The organism is Rhizobium sp. NPDC090275 (assembly GCF_044772225.1).
In the GTDB taxonomy this organism is placed as follows: Bacteria; Pseudomonadota; Alphaproteobacteria; order Rhizobiales; family Rhizobiaceae; genus Rhizobium.
The window spans coordinates 571,765-592,437 of sequence record NZ_JBIVYL010000001.1 but is presented as its reverse complement, the minus strand read 5'-3'; the positions used below and the strand labels follow the sequence as shown (position 1 = coordinate 592,437).

Annotated in this window: 18 protein-coding genes and 1 other RNA gene; 6 read left to right on the top strand and 13 right to left on the bottom strand. The window is 61.7% G+C overall.

The features are described 5' to 3' along the window. Nucleotide 1: 1 nt before the first annotated feature. From ACIQUB_RS02830 to ACIQUB_RS02775, 12 genes are all read right to left on the bottom strand, one after another. Entirely contained in the window at nt 2–1,435 is a 1,434-nt protein-coding gene (locus ACIQUB_RS02830; protein ID WP_113239094.1) for a UDP-N-acetylmuramoylalanyl-D-glutamyl-2,6-diaminopimelate--D-alanyl-D-alanine ligase, read from the bottom strand. Then, nucleotides 1,432–2,892 carry a UDP-N-acetylmuramoyl-L-alanyl-D-glutamate--2,6-diaminopimelate ligase gene (locus ACIQUB_RS02825; protein ID WP_113239093.1) on the bottom strand — a complete coding sequence of 487 codons (1,461 nt, stop codon included), beginning with the start codon at nt 2,890–2,892 and terminating at the stop codon, nt 1,432–1,434. The genes ACIQUB_RS02830 and ACIQUB_RS02825 overlap by 4 nt, the downstream gene beginning before the upstream one ends. A 67-nt stretch (nt 2,893–2,959) precedes the next feature. Then, the gene (locus tag ACIQUB_RS02820) at nt 2,960–4,711 is read right to left on the bottom strand and encodes a penicillin-binding protein 2 (protein WP_047505809.1); all 1,752 of its coding nucleotides are present in this window, start codon (nt 4,709–4,711) and stop codon (nt 2,960–2,962) included. Between the two features lie 2 nt (nt 4,712–4,713). Next, nucleotides 4,714–5,112, bottom strand: a complete 399-nt coding sequence (locus tag ACIQUB_RS02815) for a hypothetical protein (protein ID WP_018897561.1) — start codon at nt 5,110–5,112, stop codon at nt 4,714–4,716. 1 nt (nt 5,113) lies between these two features. Next, a complete protein-coding gene (gene rsmH / locus ACIQUB_RS02810) occupies nt 5,114–6,139 on the bottom strand; it encodes a 16S rRNA (cytosine(1402)-N(4))-methyltransferase RsmH (protein ID WP_113239092.1) in 1,026 nt (341 codons plus the stop codon). A 14-nt stretch (nt 6,140–6,153) separates the two neighbouring features. Beyond that, on the bottom strand, nt 6,154–6,594 hold the full coding sequence (gene mraZ, locus ACIQUB_RS02805; RefSeq protein ID WP_018897559.1) for a division/cell wall cluster transcriptional repressor MraZ: 441 nt from the start codon (nt 6,592–6,594) through the stop codon (nt 6,154–6,156). An 823-nt stretch (nt 6,595–7,417) separates the two neighbouring features. Continuing rightward, nucleotides 7,418–7,813: RNase P RNA component class A (rnpB, locus tag ACIQUB_RS02800), an RNA gene on the bottom strand. Between the two features lie 49 nt (nt 7,814–7,862). Further along, the gene (locus ACIQUB_RS02795; RefSeq protein ID WP_113239091.1) at nt 7,863–9,059 is read right to left on the bottom strand and encodes an FAD-dependent oxidoreductase; all 1,197 of its coding nucleotides are present in this window, start codon (nt 9,057–9,059) and stop codon (nt 7,863–7,865) included. 12 nt (nt 9,060–9,071) lie between these two features. After that, nucleotides 9,072–10,259 (bottom strand): FAD-dependent oxidoreductase, encoded by a 1,188-nt coding sequence (locus ACIQUB_RS02790; RefSeq protein WP_402928636.1) that lies wholly within the window; start codon nt 10,257–10,259, stop codon nt 9,072–9,074. 118 nt (nt 10,260–10,377) lie between these two features. After that, nucleotides 10,378–11,049 carry a lytic transglycosylase domain-containing protein gene (locus tag ACIQUB_RS02785; protein ID WP_402928635.1) on the bottom strand — a complete coding sequence of 224 codons (672 nt, stop codon included), beginning with the start codon at nt 11,047–11,049 and terminating at the stop codon, nt 10,378–10,380. A 260-nt stretch (nt 11,050–11,309) separates the two neighbouring features. After that, nucleotides 11,310–12,074, bottom strand: coding sequence for an N-acetylmuramoyl-L-alanine amidase (locus tag ACIQUB_RS02780; protein ID WP_113239088.1), 765 nt, complete (start codon nt 12,072–12,074; stop codon nt 11,310–11,312). Next, on the bottom strand, nt 12,071–12,778 hold the full coding sequence (locus ACIQUB_RS02775) for a DnaJ family molecular chaperone (protein ID WP_018897554.1): 708 nt from the start codon (nt 12,776–12,778) through the stop codon (nt 12,071–12,073). Before ACIQUB_RS02775 ends, ACIQUB_RS02780 begins: the two co-directional genes overlap by 4 nt. A 401-nt stretch (nt 12,779–13,179) precedes the next feature. Between ACIQUB_RS02775 and ACIQUB_RS02770 the strand changes: the two genes are divergently transcribed. From ACIQUB_RS02770 to ACIQUB_RS02760, 3 genes are all read left to right on the top strand, one after another. Beyond that, entirely contained in the window at nt 13,180–14,391 is a 1,212-nt protein-coding gene (locus tag ACIQUB_RS02770) for a pyrophosphate--fructose-6-phosphate 1-phosphotransferase (RefSeq protein WP_018897553.1), read from the top strand. A 59-nt stretch (nt 14,392–14,450) separates the two neighbouring features. Next, entirely contained in the window at nt 14,451–15,086 is a 636-nt protein-coding gene (locus ACIQUB_RS02765; RefSeq protein ID WP_111562118.1) for a LysE family translocator, read from the top strand. 148 nt (nt 15,087–15,234) lie between these two features. Further along, nucleotides 15,235–16,149, top strand: a complete 915-nt coding sequence (locus ACIQUB_RS02760) for a transglycosylase SLT domain-containing protein (RefSeq protein ID WP_113239087.1) — start codon at nt 15,235–15,237, stop codon at nt 16,147–16,149. 21 nt (nt 16,150–16,170) lie between these two features. Here ACIQUB_RS02760 and ACIQUB_RS02755 read toward each other — a convergent pair whose 3' ends face one another. After that, nucleotides 16,171–17,562 (bottom strand): serine hydrolase, encoded by a 1,392-nt coding sequence (locus ACIQUB_RS02755; RefSeq protein WP_113239086.1) that lies wholly within the window; start codon nt 17,560–17,562, stop codon nt 16,171–16,173. A gap of 179 nt (nt 17,563–17,741) precedes the next feature. On the opposite strand from ACIQUB_RS02755, the gene ACIQUB_RS02750 reads away from it, so the two are divergent. From ACIQUB_RS02750 to ACIQUB_RS02740, 3 genes are all read left to right on the top strand, one after another. Further along, nucleotides 17,742–18,986, top strand: a complete 1,245-nt coding sequence (locus ACIQUB_RS02750; protein ID WP_113010363.1) for a DUF3419 family protein — start codon at nt 17,742–17,744, stop codon at nt 18,984–18,986. 11 nt (nt 18,987–18,997) lie between these two features. Continuing rightward, on the top strand, nt 18,998–19,669 hold the full coding sequence (locus ACIQUB_RS02745; protein WP_402928735.1) for a class I SAM-dependent methyltransferase: 672 nt from the start codon (nt 18,998–19,000) through the stop codon (nt 19,667–19,669). Between the two features lie 130 nt (nt 19,670–19,799). Then, on the top strand, nt 19,800–20,597 hold the full coding sequence (locus tag ACIQUB_RS02740) for a GH25 family lysozyme (protein ID WP_026282822.1): 798 nt from the start codon (nt 19,800–19,802) through the stop codon (nt 20,595–20,597). Nucleotides 20,598–20,673 lie beyond the last annotated feature (76 nt).

Sequence of the window (20,673 nt, the reverse complement as noted above, 5' to 3'; positions counted from 1 at the left end):
CTCAAAATTCGCGTTGCGTGTCGGCAAATGGCGGGAACTTGTCAAGGAGCGCGGCAATAATCTTGCCGAAACCGATGCCCAATGACGATTTTACCATCAACACGTCGCCTACCGCGACAGAGTTCAGTACGTGGTCGATGAGTTCGTCGGTCTGCGCGCGATGCACGACCGAAACGCTCTCGGGAAGTGATTCCTTCAGCGCCAGCATCTCAGGCCCGGCGAGCCAGACATGTTCGATGCCGGCTGCAAGCAGCGGCCCGGCGAGATCGGTGTGGACCTTCTGCGAATAGTCGCCCATCTCGAGCATGTCGCCGAGCACGGCGATCCGCCGTCCCGATCCCGTCGGCATGGAACTCGCGAGCAGCGCGATCGCCGCGCGCATCGATGTCGGATTGGCGTTGTAGCTTTCGTCGATGACGGTGAAGCTTCCATGGCCGATCGAGAGCTTGTGGCGACGGCCCCTGCCCTTTTCGGCCTGCAGCGTCGCAAGTGCCGCGATCGCCGACTGCATGTCGGCGCCGACGATCCTGGCGACGCCAAGGGCTGCCAGCGCGTTCTCGGCGATGTGCCGTCCGGGCGCGCCAATTGCGACTTCATGCGTCTCGCCGTCGATGGTGATCCACAAGGTCGAGCTCTGGTCGCCGCCGTTGAACTCCGCCATGCGGAAATCGGCCTTTGCGTGCTGCCCGAAGGAATGGATATGCTGAATGCCGCAGGCCTGCGCCGTGCGGTCGAGGAAATTGAACTGGTCGTTGTCGCGGTTGAGCACGGCATGGCCGCCGGGCACGACACCCTCGAAGATCTCGGCCTTGGCGGTCGCGATTTCCTTGATACTCTTGAAATTGCCGAGATGCGCAGGCGCGATCGTGGTGATGACGGCGACATGCGGTTCGATCATCTTCACCAGCGGGCGGATTTCGTCCGGGTGGTTCATGCCGACTTCGAAGACGCCGAAATAGGTGTCGAGCGGCATGCGCGCCAAGGTGAGCGGCACGCCCCAGTGATTGTTGAAGGATGCGACCGACGCATGCACCTTGCCCGATGGCGCCAGAACCCGGCGCAGCATCTCCTTGGTGGTCGTCTTGCCGACGGAGCCGGTGACGGCAATGATCTGCGCACGAGACCGAGCCCGCGCCGCAAGCCCGAGCTTGCCGAGTGCAACCAGCACGTCCTCGACGACGATCATCGGCACGGTCAAACGGCCGAGCGCCGGCAGACGCGCCTCGCTGACGACGAGCAGCGCAGCACCATTGGCCATCGCCATCGACGCATAGTCATGACCGTCGACCCGATCACCCTTGATCGCGAAGAAGGCCTCACCCGGCTGGATCGAGCGGCTGTCGATCGCGATCCCGGTAATCCCCTCCGGCAAGGTGCCGAACGGGCGCCCGGCCATGGCCGCGATCATGTCCTGCGTTGTCCAAAGCCAATTCACGATTTCAGCTCCTCCAAAGCCTTGCGCAACTCGGCGTGATCCGAAAACGGCAGCGTGACGCCACCGATCGTCTGCCCCTCTTCATGTCCCTTGCCGGCAACGATCAGCGTGTCGCCGGAATTGAGCATGGCGACCGCCTCGCGGATCGCCTGGGCGCGGTCGGGGATCTCGGTGGCGCAAGGGGCCGCCGCCATGATCTCGGCGCGGATCGATGCGGGCTCTTCCGAGCGCGGATTGTCGTCGGTGACGACAACCACATCGGCGAGCCGGCAGGCGATCTCGCCCATGATCGGCCGCTTGCCGCGGTCGCGGTCTCCACCGCAGCCGAAGACGACGATGACGCGGCCCGTCGTGAACGGACGCACGGATTCCAGCACATTCGACAGCGCATCCGGCTTATGGGCGTAATCGACATAAGCGAGCGCGCCGTCCTTGGTGTGGCCGACGAGCTCGAGGCGACCCGAAGCGCCCTGCAATTTCTCAAGCGCGGCCATAGCGACCTTGGCCGGCACGCCCGTGGACATGGCAAGGCCGGCGGCGACAAGCGCATTGGCCACCTGGAAATCGCCGGCTAGCGGAATGTCGACCTCGAAGATCTGCCCTTCGGCGTGGATCTCGGCGACCTGCTTGTGGCGGAAATGCTCGACGCGCTTCAGCGTCAGATATTCGCCCTTGCGGCCGACCGTGCGCACCACATGTCCTGAATCGATCGCCGCCTTGATCGCCTGCTCCGACCATGCGTCGTCGGCAAAGATCACGGCGGGGTTGCCCTTTGGCAGCAGCGTATCGAAGAGCCGCATCTTGGCGGCCATGTAGTCCTCGATCGTCGGATGGTAATCCATGTGATCGCGACCGAGATTGGTGAAGGCCGCGGCGGCAAGCTTCACGCCATCGAGACGCGACTGGTCGAGACCGTGGCTGGAGGCCTCCATCGAGGCATGCGTCACGCCTTCGTCGGTCAGTTCGGCGAGCAGCGCATGTAGCGACACCGGGTCCGGTGTGGTCAGCGAGCCGTAATCGTTGCGGGTCGGCGAAACGACGCCTGTCGTGCCGATCATCGCGGCCGGGTGGCCGGCAAAGGCCCAGATCTGACGGGTGAAGGAGGCGACCGACGTCTTGCCGGCGGTTCCTGTGACAGCGACCATGGTCTCCGGTTGCTTGCCATAGAAATTGGCGGCTGCGAGCGACAGGAAGCGGCGCGGCTCTTTGACGACGAGAACGGGAATGGAGGCTTCGCTCGGATGCGAGGCGATCGCGACCGCGGCACCGCGCGCGGCGGCATCGGCAATAAAGCCCGCGCCGTCAGCCTTGGTGCCGGCGACGGCGACGAAGGCCATGCCAGGCGCGATCTTTCGGCTGTCGGCGGAAAGGCCGGAAATCTCCAGCGCGCCCACCGGGCCGTTCAGTTCTTCCTTCAATTCCGGAAACGCATTTCCGGCGATGTCCCTCAGTTTCATCGAACGCACACTTTTCTCTCGAGCCGTCGAGCCCCCATGGCGAATCGGCTGCGACATTCATCCAGACTCAATAAGACACCAACATGGCCGATCCGTCGTCACCGAACTTCGGTTCCACACCGAGGATTGGCGCCGCACGGGAGATGATATTCTTGACCATGGGGGCGGCGGTATAAGCCGCGATGTTCTGGCCCTTTTCGCCATTGTGCGGCTCGTCGCAGAAGGTTAGCACCACATACTGCGGGTTCTCGATCGGAAATGCCGCCAGGAAGGCGTTGAAATTGAGGTTGGTGGCGTAGCGGCCGTTGACGACCTTGTCAGCCGTACCGGTCTTGCCGCCGACGTTGAAGCCGGGAACATCGGCATTGCGGCCGGAGCCCTTCACGCCGTTGACCTTGAAGAGATAGCGCACGTCGTCGCTGGTGCTCTTCTTGACGACCACCTCGGCCACTTCATCGGCCTGGTCGCGATTGCGCGGCAGGAAGGTCGGCTCGATCAGCTTGCCGCCGTTGACGAGTGCCGCACCGGCGACAGCCGTCTGCAGCGGCGTCGTCGAGACACCGTGACCGAAGGAGATGGTCACCGAGTTGATCTTCTTCCAGACCTTCGGCTGGCTCGGCATCTTCACCTCGGGCAGCTCGGTCTTCATCTTGGTGAGCAGGCCAAGCTTCGTCAGATAGTCCTTCTGCGCATCGATGCCGACGATGTCGATGATGCGGGCCGTACCGACGTTGGAGGAATACTGGAAGACTTCAGGCAGCGTCAGCCAGCGGCGCTGGCCGTGGAAGTCGTGAATGGTGAAGCCGCCGATATGCAAGGGTTGCGTCGCATCGAAGCTGGAGTTGAGGTTGACCTTGCCGGTGTCGAGCGCCATGGCGAGCGAGAAGGTCTTGAAGGTCGAGCCCATTTCGAACGTGCCGTTCGACATGCGGTTCAGCCAGCCTTCCTTGGCGCCTTCGAGCGGATTGTTCGGATCGAAGTCCGGCGCCGATGCCATGGCGAGCACTTCGCCCGTGTGGATGTCGAGGACGACGGCGCCCGCACCCTTGGCTTCGTAATTCTTCACCGCGTTGACGACGATATCGCGCACGATGTTCTGGACGCGGATATCGATCGACAGCTTGACCGGCTCCAGCGGCTGATCGCTGGTCATGCCGACCATGGCGAGATCGGCCAGCCCCTGGTCGTCGATGTATTTCTCCATGCCGGCAACGCCGCGATTGTCGATGTTGACGTAACCGAGGATATGCGCGGCGGTCGCACCACCGGGATAGAAGCGACGCTTCTCCGGGCGGAAGCCGATGCCGGGAATGCCGAGCGCCAGGATCTGGCTCTGTTGCTTCGGCGACAGCTGGCGGCGCAGCCAGGCGAAGTGCGAGTTGCGGTTGGCGAGCTTCTTGTAGGTGCCCTTCATGTCGAGATCGGGCAGAACGGTCGTCAGCTTCTCGACGGCCTCGTCGGCATCGACGATCTTGTTCGGCTCGGCAAACAGCGAGACGGTGCGAATATCGGTCGCCAGCACTTCGCCGTTGCGATCGAGAATATCCGGGCGCGACGCCAGCAGGCGGTCGGGCGGCAGGATGCTGGATACGACGTCGGGGTCACGCACCGCGTATTCGACGAGACGGCCGCCGATGACGCAGTAGACGCAGACGAAGGCGAAGGCCAGAAGGCCGACACGGCTCTTGGCCTGGCCGCTGCGCTTCTTGCGCGAGCCCTGGATCGACACGCTGCCGGATGGCCCGCCGAACCGGCTGTAGACGCCGGAAGAAAAGTGGGCCTGGCTCTTGGCAACCATGATGCGTGAAAGAAAGGACATCTCTACTCCACAGATCCGGTTGTCATTTCGTCTTCTTCCTCGACAGGCTTCGCCACGACCTTCGGCTTCGGCTTGCCAGTCTTGGCGTCGGCAATCTCCGGCACCGGCACCTGCGCCTTCAGCATCGGCAGCTCCTTGGCATGCACCAGCGAGGTCGAGACGGTCGGCTGCAGCTGCAGCTCGCTATTGTAATTGTTGACCAGCCGCTCAAGCCGGTTCGGCTGCGATTGCAGCGCCCAGTCGGCCTTCAGGAGATCGATCGTGTCCTTCTCGAGCTTGATCTCCGCTTCGAGGCGGTGAACCTCCTCGAGCTTGAGTTCGGCCCGATGCTTGATCGTATAGGTCACGGCGGCCGCGGCCGTCATGACGCCAACAAGTACGAGGTCGAAGGTTCTCAGCATATCAGGCTCCGAGCTTTCCGAGGCTTGCGAGGTTGGGCAGTCCGAAGATCGACATGTCGGCGGCTTCCGCAGGTGCCGTGGTTCTGAGCCCCGCACGCAGTTTGGCGGAACGGGCGCGCGGATTGAGCTCGGCTTCCGCGTCGCTTGCCGACACCATCGGCTTGCCGATCCGGTCGAAGGTGGCGGCACGCTCGTGAGCGATCGGCATGTGGCGCGAGCCGGATGCCTTGCCGGCGCGATCGGAGAAGAAGGTCTTGACGATGCGGTCTTCCAGCGAATGGAAGGTGACGACCACGAGACGACCGCCCGGCTTCAACGCCTGCTCGGCCGCGAACAGCGCCTGCGCGAGTTCGCCGAGCTCGTCGTTGACGAAGATGCGCAGCGCCTGGAACACCCGCGTCGCCGGGTGGATCTTGTCCTTCATCTTGCGCGGCGTGACGATCTCGATCAGGCCCGCCAGATCGCGCGTCGTTTCGAACGGCTTCTCGGCGCGGCGCTTCTCGATCGCATGCGCGATGCGCGGCGACTGGCTCTCTTCACCGAGGAAATGGAAGATGCGGATGAGTTCGGCCACCTTGGCGCGGTTGACGACATCGGCGGCGGAAACGCCGGACGCCGACATACGCATGTCGAGCGGCCCGTTCTTCTGGAACGAGAAGCCGCGATCCGCCTCGTCGATCTGCATCGACGACACGCCGATATCGAGCACGATGCCATCAAGGCCACCGGCCGGCGCGTGATCGGCCAGCCGCGAGAATTGCGAGTGAATGAGCTTCAGGCGGCCGCCATGTGCATCGACCAGCGCTTGCCCGCCCGCGATCGCCGTCGGATCGCGATCGAGCGCGATCACCTCGGCACCACCAGACAGGATGGCCGACGTATAGCCGCCCGCGCCAAACGTGCCGTCGAGAATGACCTTGCCGGCAGCAGGCTCCAGCGCCGTCAGCACCTCGTGGAGAAGAACCGGAATGTGGCGAACCGGTCCGCCACCGGCATCAGTTGAACCTTCGCCAGGATTCGCCGCCATTCCGTTCCCTCGTGTTACGAGGAACGCTTGCCCGCCAGCCTGCGCTCCTCTCGTGCTCGTTGCTGCACAGCCTGAAATTCCTTCGGCTGCCACAGCTGAAAATGATCCGCCCGACCAACGAAGGTCACTTCGTCCGAGATACCGGTGAAGTCGCGAATGAAATCCGTGACCATCAACCGCCCCTCGGCGTCGAGCTTCATGAAGACCCCGCCCCCATGAATGAGAAGCGACATCTCGTTCGCTTCCGGCGAAAACGGATCTTCCGCAGCGATCTGCCGCTCGAACCTTTCGAGAAGGTCCGAACCGCCGACGCTGATCGCCGGAAACACAAAATCCTGGAAGCAGTACAAATCCTGGATGTTGCCTTGCGCCATCACAGATCGAAACGCCGCGGGCACGGAGACCCTGCCCTTGGAATCGATCCTGTTGGTCGCATGTGAAAGGAAGCGGCCCATGACACGAAACATCCGTTCCCGAAAGAGCCCGGACAGCGATTAGGCGCCCCGAACCCCATTTCTCAGACACAGCTTCGCCAGCCGGATGGACGACATTCCATCCAGCGTCTCCGGTGAGGAGTACGCCTTTACTTTGCGATTGATGGGCACTTGATTGCCCTTGCGCAGTGCAGGAATGGGATAACATGGGACCATATGGGCGTCAATGGGAAACGCCCGTCTCACGATGAGCGCAGTATCAAAAATTTATAAGCTGTTAAGTTTAACAAAGGGTTATGAACGCCCGAATTCTCGGCATCCGAAGCGCCCTAGAAAGACACCGCAGCGTGTGGCGAAAAACATCCGCGGTTGCGGAAAATGAATTCGAACACGCCGCACAGGTGAAAATCACAAAACTCAACTTTAAATGCGCATTTGGCGACGAGCACCTCGGGCCACCTCCCCGTTCACCCGCATGTGTTCGTCCGACGTCTTATGCCTACTATGTCGTTAACGGAAAATAATGTATTTTAGATATCATGCATACACAAAGACAAAAACATATCCATTTGCAGAACAAACTAAGAAAGCACGGAGAAAATCCATGGCGAGTTTTAGCTTCAAGGGAATGTTGGCTGGAATGAAGTCGCCGAATACTCAGCCTCCACTGAAGAAAGTCGGCATGACTTCTGAAATTCAGTGTGTAAACTGTGGAAAACTACTCAAGCGATGGTCGGCACTTTCGCTGAGCAGCACCGTTTGCGAGGAGTGCCTGCGCCAGCCGCCAACGTCTCACTGAGCCCTAAAGGGCCAGTGAAATCGTATGGACGTCGATGAAAAGACAATCGCCAGTTGGCCTGTAAGCCGGGTTCTGTATGGCTCCGGCCGAAACCGGAACGTGGCAGCCATTCCTCTGGGACAACGTTTGAACGTTGCCTCTCGCAACCCACCCGGATGACTGGCCTGGAAACCAGCCGGACGGCTTGCGCCGTCCGCGTCATCCCTATTCGGTCTTGCTCCCGGTGGGGTTTACCTTGCCATCGCCGTTGCCGGAGACGCGGTGGGCTCTTACCCCACCCTTTCACCCTTACCTGCCGAAGCAGGCGGTTTGCTTTCTGTGGCACTTTCCCTGAGGTCGCCCTCGCCGGACGTTATCCGGCACCGTGTTTCCGTGGAGCCCGGACTTTCCTCACCCTACCGTCTTTCGACATTGGTAAAGCGCGGCTGCCCGGCCAACTGGCCCGGCTCCCTTAACCGAGACTAGGAGCGAATGCCAACAAAATATCGCGTCAGGCTTCGCGGAAATACGGTTTGAAATCCGTCGCGTAGCCCTGTCCGTTGATTCGACCTTCGAGCAACAGCAACGCGCCGAGCCGACCGATCTCGTCCGAGCTCTTGGCCGCCGTGCCGCAACCGCCCGTGAGAACGCCGATGCGCGGCGACGCGGTATAGCCGATCATCGGATGCCCGCTCGGCGTGAACGAGACGACGCAGGAGCCGCTCGATGACGAAACCGGCCGAAGCTCCGGCACGACACGCTGGATCAGCCGCGTCAGATGCGACTGCACGCTCTCGCGCCCATCGGTCTTGAACCAGTCCCGCAGCTCCGGCTCGCGCTCCAGCCTGACATCATCGGGATCGCCGCCGATCTTCATGTAGAGCTTGCCGTCGGGATAACGGATCGGCGGCAGCATGTAGAAATCGTCTAGACCATCGACGCCATGCGAAATCAGCGACGGCATGCCGGCAAACCGTGCGGCGGCGGCCTCATCGACCTCGTAGAAGGCGATGGTGCGCGCATAAACCTTCAGATCAACAGGCTGCGGCAAGAGATTCGCCGCAATGGAAAAACCGCCGGCGGCGAGCAGCACCTTCTCGGCCCGGTATGTCTTCCCATCGGCCGTCTCGACGGCAACCAGCCCGCCCTCGTCGCGGATCGACACCGCGACCTGGCGGATGACGGAAGCCCCGGCTCTCTCGGCGGCGATCGACTGCGCCCTGACAAGATTGCGCGGGCTGATATAGCCGGCGCCCGTCGGCTCATGAACACCCTCGGTGCCGTCGGCAAAGGCGAAAAACGGAAACCGCGCCTTCAGGCCGGCATCGTCAAGCAGCGACGTCTCGACGCCGAGCGACCGGGCAGCCGCCGATGTCCGCTCGACATAGGTGTCGGCACCACCGCGCTTTGGACCAACCACGAGGCAGCCGGCGGGCGTATAGAAGGAAACGCCGCTCTCCCGCTCGATTTCGGCGTAGCGGCCGATCGAGCGATTGGCGAGCAAGGCCCAGTCGCGGTCGGGATCGATGGTGCGGGTGATGCGCCCCTCGTCGTAGTGGCTGGCGAAAACGCCGTCATGCCGCTTGCGATCCTCAGGCTCGTCCGGGCCGATGACGGCAACGCCATCGGTCGACTTCGCCAGATGCCGGGCAGCGGCGGCGCCCATCATGCCACGGCCGACGATGATATATTTGAAATCCACGCTCATGACCGTCCCGATCTATCGAAAAGAAGGCGTCAGCTGCCGGCCGAAATCGGCGTCGCCAAGCTCGCCTTCCGCAAGCAGCACGGCACCCAGCCGCCCAAGCTCGTCTGACGACTTCGCGGCAACGAAATTGCCGCCCGTCAGCACCGCGATGCGTGGCGAGGAGGTGAAACCGGCATAGGGATAGGCGGTCGGCGTGAAGGTCGCGACGCAGGGCGCCGATGTCACCGGGCAACCGGCGAGATCAGGCATCAGCTCCAGGGCTGTCGCCACCAGCAGATCTCGCTCGGCGGGATCGCCATCCGACCGGAACCAGGCCCCGGCGTCCTGAAGCGTATCGAAGCTGCGCGTCTCGGTATCGCCGCCAAGCTTCAGATAGGTCTTGCCGTCGGGATAACGCACAGGCGGGAGAATATAGACGTGATCCTCGTCGCGATCGCCGAACACGATGCTCGACGGCATGCCGCCGAAGATCGCCTTTTCGCGCTCGCCGAGTTCGTAGAACACGACCGTTCGAGCCGCGACGCGGGTATCCACGGGCGCGGGAAGAAGCTGATTGAAATTGCTGAAACCGCCGGCGGCGACAAGCACGCGCTCAGCCGTATAGGTGCGGTCGCCGACGCTGACCTCGACATGCGAGCCGGCATCCTCGACGCTGGTGACCACCGCATCGATGATTGTGACACCGCCCACTTCCGCAAGCGCCGTCTGCGCGCGCACCAGGGCGCGCGGATTGACATGGCCGGCGCGGCGCTTCTCGTAATAGCCGCTGAAGCTCTCCCGCAGCGTGAACTCAGGAAAACGCTGGCGCAAGGAAGACGCGTCCAGCACCTCATACGCGACGCCGAGCCCGTCGGAGACCTCGATCGCGCGTCCGAGATAGCCCTGCCCCGGTTGCGGCACCGGCCCGGCGAACAGGCATCCGGCTTCGGTGAAGAAGGAGATGCCGCTCTTCGCCTCGATCTCGGCGTAACGGTCGAGCGAACGGGCGGCGAGCGTCGCCCAGACGATATTGTCGTCGAAGGTGCGGGTAATGCGCGCCTCGTCATAGTGGCTCGCGAACACGCCGTGATGGCTCTTGCGCTCGACAGGCTCACTCGGGCCGATCAGCGCCACCCCTTCGATCATCGCGCTCAGATGGCGGGCCGCAGCCGCGCCCATCATGCCGCGCCCGATTATGATCGCCTTGAAATCACATGCCATGTCTCACCTCGTTTCAAGGTGAGATAGCACGATCTGCAAGTTGAATCATATTGTTAAGTCATGCCCTCAGGTGATTCAGCCACAAGCGGTTTTGCCCGTGGCTATCCCACGCTGGCGATCAGTTGATCATCGCCAGCACCTTGCCGCAGTAGGCCTTGGAAACCGGGTTCATGCGGGTCGCGGCGTGGCCGGCATTGTACTTGAGGATGGTATCGCAGGTCTCGCCGCCGCCAAGCGTGTGGGCAGCCGCCAGATACTTCATGCCGTACTTGATGTTGGTATCCGGATCGAAGAGCCCCTTGCTGGAACCCGAATAGCCCATCATCCGAGCCGTCGCCGGCTTGATCTGCATGAGGCCGATTTCGCCGGCGCTGCCGCGAGCATTCGGATTGTAGTTGCTTTCGACACGAACAACGGCATGCGCGAGTTCGACCGGGACGTTGTACTCTTTGGCGTACTTGACGATGATCGCCGCATACTTGCTGCCGGGCATGTCGGGCATCGCGAAACCGGACGTACGGTCTACGGTGTTGAGTGCCACGGTCTTCTGGGCCCCGGTCTTCCGGGAATTGTCGGTCTTGGCGACCTTCTGTACCCGCTGGGTCTTGTGAACTTTCGGAGCCTTCTTCGAGGCTGCTTCGGCCGTCTTGGCCTTCTCTGTCTTTTGCGTCTTGAGTGTCTGCGTCGTCTCTGTCGCTTGCGCTCTATTGCCCCATTCGCCTGCGTTAGCGCAATTGAATCCCATCAGCAGTGTGCTGGCGCACACCACAGCAGAAAAAATCTTTCTCATGTAGTCCAGATACTCCAAGCAAAAGAAAAGCTGCGTATAAATGAAATCCGAACGCAGCATAAATTCGCATAAATACTCAAAGTATCAGCGATATTTCTTTCCTGTTTCAATTGACGACGGTCGACAACACACAACAAAACAACCGGCGCCGTTTAGCGACTGCGGTTAGACCATCGCATTGAGGAGATAATAGGGAAAACATGTGGCAGCGCGGCAAACCCGTAAAATCTAGGGGTATATGCCGGCAAATCGGCCCTGCGTCAGGCGCCGTAGCGCGGCAGGGCCGATAGCAGGCGATGCAGTGTGTCGATCGTCGAGAAATCGGCGATCCCGTCGACCCTCTCCGGACGGAAATGACGCTGGAAGGCCTCGATCTCGCCGGCCATCTTGTCGGAAAATTCGCCTGTGATCTCAGTGCCGTAACCGTAGAGCGACAGCATCGACTGCAGGGCTTCGACCGGCTGGCCCTGGTCGCCGCGCTGGAAGAAGCGTCCGCCGGTGATCGCGGCCGGCGCCACCCAGTGACCGATGCCCCTGGAGTGCAACAATCCCCAAGGGAAGTTTTCACCCGGATCAAGCTTGCGCCGAGGGGCGACATCGGAGTGTCCGAGCACCCTTTCCGGCACGATGGACCAACGTTCGCCGCAGTCGCGACACAATTCGATCACCGCATCGATCTGCGCCTGCGGATACTCGGGGCAACCGCCCGGATGCCCTGCATTGGCGATCTCGATGCCGATCGACGACGAGTTGATGTCGGTCTCGCCCTGCCAGATGCTCTTGCCGGCGTGCCACGCGCGCCGCGCTTCCGGAACGAGCTGCACGACATCGCCATTCTCATGTACGAAGTAATGGCACGAGACCTGACTCTCTTCGCGACAGAGCCAGTCAAGCGCTCCGTCCGCCGTCGGCATGCCGGTATAGTGGAGAATGATCATGTCGGGCTTTCGCCCGTCGACGCGTTCGCCATGGTTCGGCGACGGCCGCACGCTGGCTTTGGCGTAGTCTGCCTCGAAGGCGGTCATGCGGCGCGGCGTTCCTTCTCGATCGCCTCGTAGGCGGCATTGAGCGCCGCCATGCGTTCATTGGCAATCGCATGAAACTCCGCCGGCACGCCGCGCGAGATCAACCGGTCCGGATGATGCTCGCTGACGAGACCGTGGTAACGGCGACGGATCGTCGGGAAATCGTCCGACGGCGAAACGCCGAGCACCTTGTAGGGATCGCCCCCGATCGACACGTGTCGTGCGGCGATCTGCTCGAAGCGCTGCTCGCTCATGTGGAAGATCTCGGCCACATGCGCCAGGAACGCAAATTCCTTCTCGTGGATCAGACCATCGGCCTTGGCGATGTGGAACAGGCCGTCGAGCACCTCTTCCAGAACCGGGCAGTTGGCGGCGCAAGTCACGCAGAGCGTCGAAAGCCGCTCCGCATAGGCCTCGTAACCGGCCACATCCTGGCGCGCGAGATTATAGAGACGCGCGACGTTGGCGGCCTGATCGTCGGGGAATTCGAAAATCTCGCGGAAGGCCTGAACCTCCTTCTCGCTGACGATCCCGTCGGCCTTCGCCATCTTCGCCGACAGCGCGATGATCGCGACCGAAAACGCCACCTTGCGCCGCGTCTCGGGGTCGCCTTCAAAGACCGTGCGAACAGCCTCGACCACCGCGGAAAGCGCATTTCCCGCAGCGTTGCCTATGGCGTTCAGCAGTTTTTCCCAGAAGGACATCAGGTCTCTCGTCTAATAAAAGGAGAAACACCTTGAACAAATAAAGGTTGCCTTTGCAAGACGGGGATTGGCCGCAGGGTTGAAAACACCTTTCACAATTCGGTAATGGTCGCGTGTAACCGAAACATTTGCGCCCTTTGCCGACCCCAAAGCCCGACGGCCTCGTGACGCTTTGTCGCGCCGCATCGGGACGTCTTCGGACAGACCAGCCGACGATTTCCACAATCCCATGCAAACCGCGGTTGCTGCCTGAACCGATTAGATCAGCGCCTGCGGGCGACTTGGCCGTCAGACCGCGCTGCAACACGCATTTTTCACAGAAACAACACTTTACACCATCCCTTCTCTGCCGCATCCATGCACGACCGAACCAAGCTTAGACACGGATAGCGGAGACACCCATGGCCAAGAAAAAAGTCGCAATGCTCACGGCAGGAGGCCTTGCGCCTTGCCTCTCTTCGGCCGTCGGCGGGTTGATCGAACGCTACACCGACATTGCTCCCGATCATGAACTGATCGCCTACCGCTCCGGCTACCAGGGCGTGCTTCAGGGCGACAGCATCAAGATCACGCCCGAGATGCGCGAGAAGGCCTATCTGCTGCACCGCTACGGCGGCTCGCCGATCGGCAACAGCCGCGTCAAGCTCACCAACGCCGCCGACTGCGTCAAGCGCGGGCTCGTCAAGGAAGGCGAAAACCCGCTGCGGGTCGCAGCCGAGCGCCTCGCCAATGACGGCGTCAGCATTCTCCACACGATCGGCGGCGACGACACCAACACGACGGCGGCCGACCTCGCCGCCTATCTCGCCGCCAACGGCTACGACCTGACAGTGGTCGGCCTGCCCAAGACCGTCGACAATGACGTCGTTCCGATCCGCCAGTCGCTCGGCGCCTGGACGGCGGCCGAAGTCGGCGCGCACTTCTTCGACAATGTCAGCAACGAGCAGACCGCCGCTCCCCGCACCCTCATTATCCATGAAGTCATGGGCCGCCACTGCGGCTGGCTGACGGCAGCCACCGCCCGCGCCTATCTGAAGCGCACCCGCAACAATGAATATGTCGATGGCATGATGACCAATGCCGGCATGAAGAGCATCGACGCGGTTTATCTGCCTGAGACGCTGTTCGACCTCGAAGAAGAATCGGCGCGCCTGAAGGAGATCATGGACCGCACCGGCCATGCGACCGTCTTCGTCTCGGAAGGTGCGTGCCTCGACGCCATCGTCGCCGAGCGTGAAGCGGCCGGCGAAACCGTCAAGCGCGACGCCTTCGGCCACGTGAAGATCGACACCATCAATGTCGGCGGCTGGTTCCAGAAGCAGTTCGCGAGCCTGTTGAACGCCGAGCGTTCGCTGGTCCAGAAGTCCGGCTATTTCGCCCGCTCCGCCCCTGCCAACGGCGACGATCTGCGCCTGATCCAGAGCATGACCGACCTCGCCGTCGAGAGTGCGCTCAACAAGGTCTCGGGCGTGACCGGCCACGACGAAGGCCAGAACGGCAAGCTGCGCACGATCGAATTCCCGCGCATCAAGGGCGGCAAGGCTTTCGACACCTCGGTCAAGTGGTTCGGCGAACTGATGGACGAGATCGGCCAGAAATACGAAGACGCATGATTGACGCAGGCGAGATATGATGTCTTTGCTTGTCCTCTAATGAATGAGGAGGAGATTCCATGTCGCTCGAAGCTTGGCTAGCATTTGCTGCCGCATCGGCAATCATGCTGGCTATCCCAGGGCCGACGATTCTCCTCGTCGTATCTTATGCGCTCGGCCACGGCCGCAAGACAGCCTTTGCGACCGTGAGCGGCGTGGCGCTCGGCGACTTCACCGCGATGACGGCCTCTCTGTTCGGCCTCGGCGCGCTGTTGGCCGCGTCGGCGACGCTGTTCACCGTCCTGAAGTTCATCGGCGGCGCCTATCTGATCTGGCTCGGCATCAAGCTCTGGCGGGCGCCGATCATTGACGGCCCGATGGCCGACAATGACAATCTGCCTGAGGAAAAATCGCTGAAGATCTTCCTCCACGCTTATGTTGTGACCGCGCTCAACCCGAAGAGCATCGTGTTCTTCGTAGCCTTCGTACCGCAGTTCTTGAATCCTGCGCTTCCCTTCTTCGGTCAGATGCTGATCATGGAAGCGACCTTCCTGGTGCTCGCGACCATCAACGCCTCCACCTACGCCCTTGCCGCGCATGCCGCGCGGGGCCTGATTCGCAAGGCCGCCGTGCAGCGCGCGGTCAATCGCACGGGCGGCACATTGCTCATTGCAGCCGGCGCCGTGACCGCCGGATATCGCCGCATCGCTGCCTGAAAATCTCAGGTTACCGACCGCGAAAAGCTCAAGAAATTTTCCGTGGGTTGCCGCAAAGCAACGAATAGGTTAATTGGCAATTCAGGGCTTAAGGTTTTTGGTAACTTTTGACGCTGCCGGGGTGGCGCGTTTTCACGAGAGTGAGAGTATGGCAGCGATCGGTTTTTCCGGCTTTAAACGCAATCTCATCGTATCCACGATGCTGTGCTGCGTTGCTGCTGGCTGCTCGAGCGTCGAATACACATCCCAGGCAGATTTGATGGCCGAACAGGTCGTCGTCCCTACCCCAAAGCCCGGCGAAGACGCGATGTTCGCAGCCATTCCAGCCGGCGAAGGCACACCTGGTACTCAGATCGGCGGCGACCAGACCGCTGCATCAGTCGCAACCGCCGCCATGCCGGCAGTCGATTCGGCGCAGCAGACTGCCCAGTTGCAGCCTGCCGCTTACGGCCAGATCCCGCTGACGCCTGAGATGACCGCGATCCAGTCCGTGGTGCCGACACCACGACCGGGTGCGCCGTCGACCGAGCTCGCTTTCGCCGCCAGCCCGCAGAACAACGCCATTGCCGCTCTTTCGGCGATCGACACCACGCCGCACTCGATGATGGACTACGGCTTCGACACGTCGGGCCCGATGGACCCGCCGACCGCGCCGCCGATGTTCAGCGACAACGACAGCGACGACGATGGCGCGCCGACGGTCGAGAAAAGCGCGATCACCAAGATCATCGACAAGTATTCGCAGATCTACAAGGTTCCCGCGACGCTGCTTCACCGCGTCGTTCACCGCGAAAGCCGGTACAACCCGAAGGCCTACAACAAGCGCGGCTACTTCGGCCTCATGCAGATCAAGTACAACACCGCCAAGTCGATGGGTTACGACGGCCAGCCTGAGGGCCTGTTCGACGCCGAAACCAACATCAAATATGCCGCCAAGTATCTGCGCGGCGCATGGCTGGTGTCCGACAACAGCGAAGACAACGCCGTCAGGCTCTATGCCCGGGGCTACTACTACGACGCCAAGCGCAAGGGCATGGACGACATCGCCCACGGCAACTACTAAGCCTTATAGGCTTTAGCGTCTCTATTGCGCGAGATCGGCCGAGGCCGATCGGGTCGGCGGCGGCAGCTTCGCCAGTATCTCCTTCAGCAGAATTTCCGGCCGGTATCTGAGCCAGCTCGGCGTCAGGCCGAGCCTGACCATGACGAGACTGGCCGACGGCACGATCACCATGCTCTGCCCGTCGTGCCCTTCCAGCCAGAAGGCGTCGTCCGGAATGCCGGTCTCTCCGCTCCTGCCGCTGCCGGGCGGGCGAAGCCAGGACTGACCATGCGAATACATGCCGCCGGAAGATGCCGTCGGCGTGCGCATCATGCTCATGAAGCTCTCGGGCAGCAGCCTCTCGCCGTTCCAGACCCCATCCTGCAGCAGGAACTGCCCGAACCGGACCCAATCGCGCGCCGTCGCATAGAGATAGGAGCTGCCGGCGAAGGTGCCGCGCGCATCCACTTCGAAAACAGCACTCGACATGCCCAGCGGATCGAAAAGCGCCGTCCTCGGATAATCAATCGCCTGCTTCTCGTCGCCCAAGCGATCCATCCAGATGCGGGAGATAAGGACGGAGGTTCCGCTGGAATAGTTGAACTGCGTGCCGGGATCGTCATCCAGAGCAAGGCTTGCCGGCAGCGCCGTCTGGTCGGCGTCGAGATAGAGCATGCGCGTGACGTCCGCCACCGTGCCATAATCCTCGTTGAACCTGAGGCCGCTCTCCATCCCAAGCAGCTGCCCAAGCGTGATCTGCGACCGCCTGTCGTCGCGCCATTGGGCAAACAGCCCGGCATCCTCGGCGCCGATCTTGCCGTCGAGCATCAACCGGCCGACGAGCGCCGCATTGACCGTCTTGGTCATCGACCAGCCGATCAATGGCGTTTGCGGACCAAAACCCTTGCCGTAGTTCTCCGCGACGATCTTTCCATCATGCAGGACGACCACGGCGCGCATATGCTCGCCGGTCAAATCAGGGTCGGCAAGCAGTGCCGCGATCGCCGCGTCGTTTTCGATTGGCAGCGCGGCTGCGGTCTCTGCAGGCTTTGCGACGGCAGGCTCGGGCACCGCCTTTCGCGCGGCGGCGAAATCGCCATCCGGCACGGCGGTGCAGCCGAGACCATCGCGGTAGATCGCATAATTGGCGGCAAACAGCCCGAGGATGCGCGCCGTCACCTGCTTGCCGGCCTCATCGACCTGCACGCGAATCAGCCTCAGTAAAGGATTGCCGGGCGCCTGGACGTCTTCGGCAAGCACGGCATTCGCGTCGCGCCCGGCCAGGAAGACATTCGAGCAGACGATCTTCGCCGCATAGCCGTCGCCGATCCTGAGCAGCTCAGGCGGCCTGACATAAAGCCAGCCCGCACCCGCAACGACGATGACGGCAACACCCGCAGCCGCCGCCTTCAAGATGCGCAGAACGCGTCCCATGAGCACCCCTCCCCAGCCAATAGAGAAACAGGAAAATTGCCCTTTAGAAAGCGCCGTCAAGTCCCGGCCGTTCCCAATTGCGCGAGGCACCCGCAGCCCGGCCGCCCACAGGGGACGTCATCAAACTGTAGCGCCGCCGCGTTAAACGCCCTGAACGCTAAATGTTGAGAGACTCACTTATGACGGAATTTGCCCCGGATGCCGGCTTCCGCAAGAACCGGAAACTCAAGGCAGCTCTTCTCCGCCACAAGGCCTTTTCGAAAGAGGGTCTGTCCGAACGTCTTTTCGGGCTGCTCTTTTCCGGCCTCGTCTATCCGCAGATCTGGGAAGACCCCGATCTCGACATGAAGGCGATGGAGCTTGAGCCGCATCACCGCATCGTCACCATCGGCTCCGGCGGCTGCAACATGCTCGCCTATCTCTCGCAGAGCCCGGCTTCGATCGACGTTGTCGATCTCAACCCGCACCATATCGCGCTGAACAAGCTGAAGCTTGGCGCCTTCCGCCATCTTCCCGCCCATGCCGATCTCGTTCGCTTCCTGGCAAGGCCGAACCAGTCCGCCAACAGCCAGGCGTTTGATCGCTTCCTGTCGGCCAACCTGGATGAAGCGACCAGCAACTACTGGAACGGCCGCAAGTTCGGCCGCCGCCGCGTCACCGTCTTCGACCGCAACATCTACAAGACGGGCCTGCTCGGCCGCTTTATCGGCGCCGCCCACCTCCTCGCCCGCGTCCATGGCATCGACCTCACCGGCGTCGCCAAGGCGAAGACGATGGAAGAACAGCGCCGGCTCTTCGACGAGAAGATCGCGCCTCTGTTCGAAAAGCCTGTCGTGCGCTGGATCACCAGCCGCAAGAGCTCGCTCTTCGGCCTCGGCATCCCGCCGCAGCAATATGACGAGCTCGCAAGCCTCGCCGCCGACAATTCGATCGCGCCGGTTCTGCGCCATCGCCTGGAAAAGCTCACCTGTCATTTCCCGATGCAGGAGAACTACTTCGCCTGGCAGGCTTTCGCCCGCCGCTACGCCGATGAAGGCGAAGGTCCGCTGCCGACCTACCTGAAGGCGGAGCACTATGAGGCGATCCGCGCCAATGTCGATCGCGTCAGCGTCCACCACGCAAGCTTCACCGAACTGCTTGCCGGCGAGCCGGCCGCCTCGCGCGACCGCTACATCCTGCTCGACGCGCAGGACTGGATGACGGACCAGCAGTTGAACGACGTCTGGTCTGAGATCTCGCGCACCGCCCGCGACGGCGCCCGCGTCATCTTCCGCACCGCCGCCGAAAAGAGCATCATCGAAGGCCGCCTCTCGCCGGCCATCCGCGATCAGTGGACCTATCTTGAGGACCGCTCGCTCGAACTGACCGCGCTCGACCGCTCGGCCATCTACGGCGGCTTCCACATCTATGTGAAGAAGCCATGAGCCGGACGGATATGAGCCCGGTCGACGCGCAATCGAACGCTCCCTCGGAGAAACATGCCGACCTGATGGACGGCATGTATCGCTATCAGCGCCATATCTATGACCTGACGCGCAAATACTATCTCCTCGGCCGCGACCAAACGATCCGCAATCTCGATCTTATCAGGGGCGCCACGCTGCTCGAAGTCGGCTGCGGCACCGGTCGCAACCTGGCGCTGGCCCACAGGCATTATCCTGAGGCCAGGCTCTACGGCCTCGACATCTCGCAGGAAATGCTGATCTCGGCTCGCAAGACCTTCGCGGGGCTGAACACCTCGGCCGATTTCCGCGTCGCCGACGCCACAGCCTTCGACGCCCGCGATTTCGGCGTCGATGGCTTCGATCGGGTTATGATCTCCTACGCGCTGTCGATGATCCCCGATTGGGAACGCGCGATCGACGCATCGCTTGCGGCGCTCGCCCCCGGCGGCCAGTTGCACGTCGTCGATTTCGGCCAGCAGGAAGGCCTGCCCGGCTGGTTCCGCGCCCTGCTGCGCTCCTGGCTCGACAAGTTCCACGTCACGCCGCGCGCGACGCTTCGCGACGTCCTGCAAGCCAAGGCCGACCAGGAAAATGCCCAGCTGATCTTCAAGACGATCGGCGGCGGCTATGCCTGGCGCGCGATAATAATTAAGGCCCGCTAATATTTAGCTTGAAACTAACCGATTTTTTACGTTGATATGGTGAATAGAGAGGGCATCTAAGCGCTGGACGCGTCAATTCGAAGGTCAGGCTGTGGGGCAAAAAGATCATTCGGTTCACGACGGAACATCCATGCGCCGGCTTCTGTTATGCGTATTGCCCCTTGCCCTCATGCTCGCTGGCTGCACCTCCTCGGGCTATGACTATCTATCCACCGCCTCGATAAAGCCGAAGATGCGCTTCCAGGACACCGATCCGCAGGATTTCGGGCCTAAGCATCCGCAGCAAAACGCCATCCACGGCATCGACATCTCCAAGTGGCAGGGCGATATCGACTGGCAGACGGTGCGCAAGTCGGGTGTCGACTTCGCCTTCATCAAGGCGACCGAAGGCAAGGACCGCATCGACCCGCGCTTCAGCGAATACTGGCAGGAAGCCCGCCAGGTCGGCATTCCGCACGCCCCCTATCATTTCTACTATTTCTGCTCGTCGGCCGACGAACAGGCGGACTGGTTCATCAGCAACGTGCCGAAGGAATCCATGAAGCTGCCGCCGGTGCTCGATGTCGAGTGGAACGGTGAATCGAAGACCTGCCGCACGCGCCCCGATCCAGAGACCGTGCGCTCCGAAATCAAGCGCTTCATGGACAGGCTCGAAGCCTATTACGGCAAGCGCCCGATTATCTACACCTCGGTCGATTTCCACCGCGAAAATCTCGACGGCTATTTCCAGGATTATCACTTCTGGGTCCGTTCCGTGGCGAAGCACCCCGAGGTCACCTACGCCAACCGTCGCTGGGCCTTCTGGCAGTACACCTCGACCGGCGTGATCCCTGGCATAAAGGGCCCGACTGACATTAACGTGTTCGCGGGTTCGGCGAAGAACTGGAATAACTGGGTGGCGGCCGTATCCAAGGATAGGAATTCTTAGTAACGTCCCGTTTTCTTTCTTGCTTCTGTCACAATCATTTGGGACATCGACAGCAATTCAAGCAATGACGAGGATA

What these genes read in the sequence shown, in the direction of transcription:
- ACIQUB_RS02825 (WP_113239093.1), bottom strand. Translation starts at nt 2,892, where the DNA reads ATGAAACTGAGGGACATCGCCGGAAATGCGTTTCCGGAATTGAAGGAA.
- ACIQUB_RS02820 (WP_047505809.1), bottom strand. Translation starts at nt 4,711, where the DNA reads ATGTCCTTTCTTTCACGCATCATGGTTGCCAAGAGCCAGGCCCACTTT.
- ACIQUB_RS02815 (WP_018897561.1), bottom strand. Translation starts at nt 5,112, where the DNA reads ATGCTGAGAACCTTCGACCTCGTACTTGTTGGCGTCATGACGGCCGCG.
- rsmH (WP_113239092.1), bottom strand. Translation starts at nt 6,139, where the DNA reads ATGGCGGCGAATCCTGGCGAAGGTTCAACTGATGCCGGTGGCGGACCG.
- mraZ (WP_018897559.1), bottom strand. Translation starts at nt 6,594, where the DNA reads ATGGGCCGCTTCCTTTCACATGCGACCAACAGGATCGATTCCAAGGGC.
- ACIQUB_RS02795 (WP_113239091.1), bottom strand. Translation starts at nt 9,059, where the DNA reads ATGAGCGTGGATTTCAAATATATCATCGTCGGCCGTGGCATGATGGGC.
- ACIQUB_RS02790 (WP_402928636.1), bottom strand. Translation starts at nt 10,259, where the DNA reads ATGGCATGTGATTTCAAGGCGATCATAATCGGGCGCGGCATGATGGGC.
- ACIQUB_RS02785 (WP_402928635.1), bottom strand. Translation starts at nt 11,049, where the DNA reads ATGAGAAAGATTTTTTCTGCTGTGGTGTGCGCCAGCACACTGCTGATG.
- ACIQUB_RS02780 (WP_113239088.1), bottom strand. Translation starts at nt 12,074, where the DNA reads ATGACCGCCTTCGAGGCAGACTACGCCAAAGCCAGCGTGCGGCCGTCG.
- ACIQUB_RS02775 (WP_018897554.1), bottom strand. Translation starts at nt 12,778, where the DNA reads ATGTCCTTCTGGGAAAAACTGCTGAACGCCATAGGCAACGCTGCGGGA.
- ACIQUB_RS02770 (WP_018897553.1), top strand. Translation starts at nt 13,180, where the DNA reads ATGGCCAAGAAAAAAGTCGCAATGCTCACGGCAGGAGGCCTTGCGCCT.
- ACIQUB_RS02765 (WP_111562118.1), top strand. Translation starts at nt 14,451, where the DNA reads ATGTCGCTCGAAGCTTGGCTAGCATTTGCTGCCGCATCGGCAATCATG.
- ACIQUB_RS02760 (WP_113239087.1), top strand. Translation starts at nt 15,235, where the DNA reads ATGGCAGCGATCGGTTTTTCCGGCTTTAAACGCAATCTCATCGTATCC.
- ACIQUB_RS02755 (WP_113239086.1), bottom strand. Translation starts at nt 17,562, where the DNA reads ATGGGACGCGTTCTGCGCATCTTGAAGGCGGCGGCTGCGGGTGTTGCC.
- ACIQUB_RS02750 (WP_113010363.1), top strand. Translation starts at nt 17,742, where the DNA reads ATGACGGAATTTGCCCCGGATGCCGGCTTCCGCAAGAACCGGAAACTC.
- ACIQUB_RS02745 (WP_402928735.1), top strand. Translation starts at nt 18,998, where the DNA reads ATGAGCCCGGTCGACGCGCAATCGAACGCTCCCTCGGAGAAACATGCC.
- ACIQUB_RS02740 (WP_026282822.1), top strand. Translation starts at nt 19,800, where the DNA reads ATGCGCCGGCTTCTGTTATGCGTATTGCCCCTTGCCCTCATGCTCGCT.